7 protein-coding genes are annotated in these 6,941 nt (G+C 36.1%); all 7 read left to right on the top strand.

The window, feature by feature from the left end:
* A partial coding sequence (locus AAC037_RS16430) for a CocE/NonD family hydrolase (protein ID WP_339904067.1) occupies positions 1 to 1,101 on the top strand: 1,101 nt, incomplete at its 5' end.
* A gap of 154 nt (positions 1,102 to 1,255) precedes the next feature.
* Positions 1,256 to 1,948 carry a DUF4386 domain-containing protein gene (locus AAC037_RS16425; RefSeq protein ID WP_339904066.1) on the top strand — a complete coding sequence of 231 codons (693 nt, stop codon included), beginning with the start codon at positions 1,256 to 1,258 and terminating at the stop codon, positions 1,946 to 1,948.
* A gap of 238 nt (positions 1,949 to 2,186) precedes the next feature.
* Positions 2,187 to 2,759, top strand: coding sequence for a helix-turn-helix domain-containing protein (locus AAC037_RS16420; protein ID WP_339904062.1), 573 nt, complete (start codon positions 2,187 to 2,189; stop codon positions 2,757 to 2,759).
* Between the two features lie 175 nt (positions 2,760 to 2,934).
* Entirely contained in the window at positions 2,935 to 3,426 is a 492-nt protein-coding gene (locus AAC037_RS16415) for an RNA polymerase sigma factor (RefSeq protein WP_339904060.1), read from the top strand.
* Positions 3,416 to 4,012, top strand: a complete 597-nt coding sequence (locus tag AAC037_RS16410; RefSeq protein WP_339904058.1) for a hypothetical protein — start codon at positions 3,416 to 3,418, stop codon at positions 4,010 to 4,012. The genes AAC037_RS16415 and AAC037_RS16410 overlap by 11 nt, the downstream gene beginning before the upstream one ends.
* 108 nt (positions 4,013 to 4,120) lie before the next feature.
* Positions 4,121 to 5,521, top strand: a complete 1,401-nt coding sequence (locus AAC037_RS16405) for an alpha/beta fold hydrolase (protein ID WP_339904056.1) — start codon at positions 4,121 to 4,123, stop codon at positions 5,519 to 5,521.
* Positions 5,522 to 5,525: 4 nt separating this feature from the next.
* Positions 5,526 to 6,941 (top strand): amidohydrolase family protein (locus AAC037_RS16400; RefSeq protein WP_339904054.1); only part of this gene is annotated, 1,416 nt, incomplete at its 3' end.

Raw genomic sequence — 6,941 nt, 5'->3', positions numbered from 1 at the left:
CCCAATCCTCAATTTCGAGAACGTTTACTGCACCCAACTTATGATACCTATTGGCAAAACATGATGCCTTACAAAGAGGAATTTGCCCATATCAATATTCCTGTTTTGGCCACTACAGGATATTATGATGGGGGGCAAGTGGGGACACAGTATTATTTGAAGGAGCATACCAAATACAATACAAACGCAGAGCATTATCTAGTAATTGGACCGTACACCCATTTTGGGGCCCAAGAAAAACCCAGTAGCCACATTTTTGGGTATGACGTTGATCCTGTAGCTCAAATCGACATCCTTGAGTTAATATTTGATTGGTTTGATCATATTTTAAAGGGAAAGACGAAGCCGGCATTGTTAAAGGACAAAATCAATTATCAAGTCATGGGAGCAAATACATGGGGCCATGCATCCTCTTTGCAGTCCATGGCAAATGATACCTTGACGTATTATTTGGCAAATGAGCGCTCGGGGGTGACTTTTGCATCCCTGTTCGGAACCGGAAACAATGGAAAGGATGAACATTACACTCTCTCCAAGCAACCTGTGAATCCCAATGATTATTTGGAGCAAGCCATAGATTTTACTGACCGGAGCAATTTGACATGGAATTCAAGTGGTTGGAGAACCATTGTTGCGGATAGCCTTATGGTAGGGCATGGTTTTTCCTTTATTACAAAACCTTTTGAATCCGATTTTGAATTAAACGGTTCGTTTGGAGGGGAAATCTCGGTGTCCATCAACAAGAAAGATTTTGATTATACGGTAGTTTTATTTGAGCAGACCCCTGATGGTAAATTCTTTGCTTTGACCTTACCCTATAAGGCTAGGGCAAGTTTTGCACATAGCCTTGAGAGAAGACAATTGTTGACCCCCTGTGAAAAAACAAAACTCCCTTTTGGCATTGTGCGGATGACGAGTAAGAGGATAAGTAAAGGCAGCCGTTTGGTCGTGGTCATCAATGGCAACAAGGAACCCTTTACAGAACTAAACTATGGAACGGGCAAGGATATCAGTGAAGAGACCATCCAAGATGCGCAGGAGCCTTTAATCATTAAATGGTATGGGGATGGATATATTGAAATTCCGATTATGGCTAATTAACACAACCATCACTTATCTTTAGACTAATTCAGTTCACTTTTGGTTGAAGATTTACATATGCTTATTTGAACAAGTTATATGCCATTAAAGCGAAAATGTAACAATAATTCTGTTACACCGTCATATTTATTATGAACACTACTACAAATAATCTATGGGTTTAAATAAAGAACTAAAGCAATCGATTAAAACTGCAAGAATAACAGGTATATGGTATTTAATGATGGCTATTTCAGGGATTTTAGGGTTTATGGTCTTTCACTCTGAAATATTTGTATCCGGAAACCCTGAACAAACGCTAACGAATTTAGTGGAACTAAAATCTACTGCAAGAATTAGGTTGCTATTAGAGTTTGCTATAGTAATATCACAAGCACTTACCGCAGTTTGGTTCTTTAAATTATTTAAAAACAATTATGAATGGGAAGCTTGGACTCTAGGTATATGGGGAATGGTGAATGCTTTAGTCATTATGATAAGTGCAATTTCAATCGCTTCTGCAATAGGTGTTGCCAATTCTGATATAAGTGCTATGGAAGACAAAGTTGTACTAATTCAGGTTTTTCAACATATAATTTCAAATGCTTGGGGTATTGGTGGTCTTTTCTTTGGGCTTTGGCTATTTCCTATGGGGTATATAGTCATCAAATCTAAAAGAATGCCTGTCTGGTTAGGAAGAGTTATTGTTCTAGGTGGTATTGGCTATTTAATTAGCACCGTTATCCGCTACGCAGGAATTGAGTTTAGCTTTAATAGATTTCTTACGCTACCCGCAACCATTGGAGAATTTTGGATGATAGGTTATTTACTGATTTTTGGAATAAGACCTATGAACAAGCAGAATTAAATTAAAACGGCATATAACAAAGATGGCCACAATTCATTTTGGCAACCATTTACATAGGAGTATAGAAACGTATTATAGGTTTCAATGACCCAGTTGGCAAACATTAAGAAAGACCTCACCAAATTAGGAGGTGAAACCATGTGCTATGCAAAACTCAATCAAACGGAAAAGTGCAATGATGGATTAAAAGAACTAGAGTCGTATTTAACAACTGCACTTGTAGATAAGGCATTTTTTTTTGATATTAGTTAATGCCTTGTTAGGTGAAAATGAAAAGGCAGTTGATTTAATAACTCAAGCGTACCATAACCGGTTGCCATTAATTTTATTATTGAATCCATCACCAATTCTTAAGCCTTTAAAAAATAATAAAAGGTTTAAAGATATCATGCTAAAAGCCATTCCCGATAATGTAAACTACAAACAGAGAAAGCAGTACAAACAGGCTTTACTGGATTCCAATGAAATCAAAAAGTACAGCAAGGAACTAGAGCAAATCATGATGGATTATAAACTATTTTTAAATCCTGATCTATCCTTAAAAGATTTAGCTTCCTACCTAGAACTTCCTGCCAATTATGTTTCTCAATTACTAAACACAGGGTTTCAAAAGAACTTCTCTGAATATGTAAATACCTTTAGAGTTAATGAATTCAAAGAGCGCGTTCTTCTAGAAGAGAACAAAGGTTTAACCATAATGGCTGTTGCCTATGATAGTGGTTTTAACTCTAAAACAGTCTTCAACACATTCTTCAAAAAAATAGAGGGTGCCACACCGAATACTTACCTAAAAAGTGTTCAAAAAAAGTAGTTCTAATTCACTTTGTCAACCTTTAAAAGCGCTCTATTAATGTAATTTTAGTTATTTTTTTTACAGTGTTAAATTATTGAAATACAATATTTTACAATTTTTTACTCAAAATAAAATCACTTTTTTGTGATTTTTTAAGTGCTTCAAATACTAATAGAGTGTAATTTATCTTTTGATGCATTCAAAAACAAAGTTTGTCAAGGACATAAGAGCCAACGAAGGAATTATCTATAAAGTTTCGAGACTTTATAGCAATACCGTTGAAGACCAGAAAGATCTATTTCAAGAAATAGTGTACCAACTCTGGAAATCTTATGGTTCTTTTAAAGAAAACGCTAAGGTAAGTACTTGGATGTACCGAGTTGCGTTGAACACGGCAATTAGTAGTTTGAAGAAGGAAAAAAGAAGGGGTGCTCGAGTAACCATGGACAATTTTCTTTTAAACAGACCTTATGAAATAGATACCCTGACAGAGGAACGTATTGCACTTTTATATGCGCATATAAAAGAACTCAGTATCGTGGAAAGAGGTATCATATTACTGCATTTAGAAGGAAAAAATTATGATGAAATCGCGACTATCACCGGTTTTACGACCACCAATATTGGTACGCGTCTAGGAAGAATCAAACAAAAATTAAAATCTCAAATTAAAAATGGAAATTGATAAGATGAAATCCCTTTGGGAAGATATGAGCAAGAAGGTTGAACGACAAGAAATTTTGACAGATCAACTAATTTTCGATATGACCAAGGAACGATATGAAAATAGAATACGCAGTATTTCGGTCCCTGAGACCATTAGTGCTTTAATCTGTTTTGCCGTGATAATCTTCCTTATCAGTAATTTTAATCTATTGGATGTCTGGTATTTGCAACTTTCAGGAATCTTAACCATTGTAGCTTGTTTGCTGCTGCCCATCCTTTCCTTAAAGTCAATTCAAAGGATGAAGAATGTTCCGATTTCTAAAGGTACATATAAAGAGGCGTTGGCAATTTATGCCAAAGCCAGGGTGAAGTTCATTCGACTGCAAAAAGTAAGTTTTTATACCAGTTTTATCGTGTTGATACTATGCGTTATTTCTTTTGGTAAAATAATAAAAGGAATAGATGTATTTACAATGACTGAGAAACTGAACTGGCTGGTGCCTTCGGGCATAGGTGTCTTATTTATATTCTCGCAATGGGTACTGAAAAAATATAAAGGCTCCATGGATTCGGCAAATGACCTATTAAAGGAATTAGAGGAATAATCCTCTCATTATCAATTAATCAAAAGCCTTTCCCAAATGATTTAAGATTCGAATTTGATTCGGACAGGGAAATTACATTCCAATTTTAACACATATAAAACACATACAATGAAAAATATATTATCAGTACTTACACTTCTTTTTCTTTCCATAGGTATTCATGCACAGGATATTTCTGGCCGATGGAATGGAACTGTACAAATAAGCGAAGACAAATCCATTGAATTTGTATTTAACATATCCACCGATGAGAATGGTCATAAAACAATTATTGATATTCCTTCACAAAGAGTGGCAGGTCTAAAACCCCAAAACACATCTTTTAAAGATGGGGTCCTGTTTATTGATGGTGCTAATTTGGGGATTACATATGAAGGGACCTTTTATGAAAATGCCCAACAGTTTAAAGGAAATTTCACGGAAGGCGCCAATACACTTCCTTTAAATTTAAAACAAGGAGAGCTAAAATCAGAAGTTAAAAATAATCGACCTCAAGAACCTGTAAAACCATATCCATACAATGAAGAGGAAGTAGTTTTTGAGAATAGTGAAGCTAATGTGTCACTTTCTGGTACATTGACTTTACCTCGAAATAATAAAAAATCTCCAGTAGTAATTTTAATTAGTGGTAGTGGTCCGCAAGACAGGGATGAAACCGTTGCCAATCACAAGCCTTTTTGGATTCTTGCTGATTATTTAACTCGACAAGGAATTGCAGTTTTACGATTTGACGATCGTGGTGTTGGAAAATCAACCGGTAATTTTAGCGAAGCAACAACTGCGGATTTTTCAACAGATGTACTTAGCGCTGTAGCGTTTTTAAAGACCAGACCTGATATTGATTCAAATAATATTGGTCTGATAGGACATAGTGAAGGAGGTATAATTGCCCCGTTGGCCGCAAACCAAACAAAAGACGTGTCTTTTATCGTATTACTTGCATCTACAGGAATTCCGGGCAGCGAAATATCCTTGATTCAGTCAATTAGCATGAGACCATTCCCTGTGCCCAATGAAGCAGCCTATGAGCAGGCTATCCGAAAAGCAATAGCAATTGCGGCTTCCGATAAAGAGTTATCGGTTATTAAAAGTGAACTTTTGGAGCATTATAATGCCACAATTACGCCTATCCTAAAGCCTATGGTTGGTGATGATGAGAAGGTATCCCAAATCATTAATGGATTAATTGAAACGAGAACCACTCCGTGGGTCCGCTACTTTTATAATTATAATCCAGCCGATGAGATCGAAAAACTTGATATTCCTGTCTTGTCCCTTAATGGAACCAATGATACTCAAGTAGTAGCAGAGATAAATCAAAAAGGTATTAAGGATGCATTGATCAGAGGAAAAAACAAAGACTTCAAAGTATTAAAACTGGAAGGTTTGAATCACTTTTTTCAAGAAAGTGAAACTGGTAAAATGGAAGAGTACAGCACAATAGAACAGACATTTTCACCAATAGCATTGAAAGAAATATCAAATTGGATTTTAGGACATATAAACTAGTCTATTGAAAAAAAAGCTGATATACTTTACTAAGGTTGTGGTTGCAATAATTATCGTAGCAATTGCCATAATTATTCCAGCTTACCTCTGGCCAACTTCTTCATTGCAAACACCAGTAGCTTTTGAAAGAACGATCATCAAAAATGTAAATGTGGTAGATGTTGTAACCGGAGAAGTTACTGCGGATCAATTTGTTTTGATAGAACAGTCTCGTATCACAAAAATTGATACTACGCATATCACTGCTTCCGATGATGCTTTAATTATCGATGGCACTGGTAAATACCTAATTCCAGGTTTATGGGACATGCATACACATTCCAATCAACATTCAGAATGGTTGCATCATCCACTGTACATCGCAAATGGCATTACTGGGGTAAGAGATATGTCTGGTCAATTGAATGAGAAAGACAGCTATTGGGTGGGTAGTAAAGAGCGTTTGCATTGGAATAAAGAACTAGAGAACAACACTAGGGTCACACCGAGATACGTGTTGCAAAGCAGTTACCAAATGGATGGTGAAAAAGCCATTCCTGAAGACGCACGAAACTTTTTTAAACTGCAAAATCCATCTCAAGTAGATTCATTGCTACAATTTTATAAAAATGAAAGGGTAGATTTTATTAAGGTGTACCAACAGTTACCAAAGGACACCTATAAAACATTAGCATTAAAAGCGCCTCAGTATGGGTTGCATCTGGCGGGTCATAAGCCCATGTTTCTAAGTTTGGAAGAAGCGGTTAACCTAGGACAAAGAAGTTTTGAACACGGACGAATATTCATGTACGAATGCTTCCCAGAGGCCGATAGTTTAAAAAAACCAACAAATTGGAAGCAATATTTCTCTAAATCCAAAGTAAAGATTGTACAACAGTTTGATTCGGTCCAAGCAAAAACATTGATGCGTTTAATGCAGCAAGAAAAAGCCTATTGGACGCCAACCTTGCAGACCTTAAAGTTTGAAGCCAATGCGCATAAAAATGAGTTTACTGACAATGAAAATCTAAAATATGTAACCAAGGTTAGAAAGCAGTTATGGTGGAAATATGATACAGACCATAACAAAGAAAAAAATCTCGAAAGAAAAGGCATTAGCGTGAGTGAACAATTTTTTGAAGCTTCGAAAAAACAAGTAGCCATGGCGCACAGCATGGGGGTGCCCATTATGGCAGGGACAGATGTTACCGACTCTTATGTGTTTGCCGGTTTTAGTTTACATGATGAATTATACGAATTAACTTCTTCCGGGTTGACCAACCTTGAAGCTTTACAAAGTGCAACTATGGTTCCAGCGACCTATTCAAATGCAATTGAGGATTATGGTATTATTGAAATCGGCAAAAAAGCAGACCTGGTTTTACTAAATAAAAATCCTTTGCATGATATTAAAAATACAAAAAGCATCAAAGGAGTGTTG

Origin of the sequence: uncultured Cyclobacterium sp., assembly GCF_963976465.1 — a bacterium.
In the GTDB taxonomy this organism is placed as follows: Bacteria; Bacteroidota; Bacteroidia; order Cytophagales; family Cyclobacteriaceae; genus Cyclobacterium.
This window is presented reverse-complemented; position numbering and strand designations above follow the sequence as displayed.

Coding starts and splice junctions, on each gene's coding strand:
- AAC037_RS16415 (WP_339904060.1), top strand. CDS start 2,935: ATGCATTCAAAAACAAAGTTTGTCAAGGACATAAGAGCCAACGAAGGA.
- AAC037_RS16405 (WP_339904056.1), top strand. CDS start 4,121: ATGAAAAATATATTATCAGTACTTACACTTCTTTTTCTTTCCATAGGT.
- AAC037_RS16425 (WP_339904066.1), top strand. CDS start 1,256: ATGGGTTTAAATAAAGAACTAAAGCAATCGATTAAAACTGCAAGAATA.
- AAC037_RS16410 (WP_339904058.1), top strand. CDS start 3,416: ATGGAAATTGATAAGATGAAATCCCTTTGGGAAGATATGAGCAAGAAG.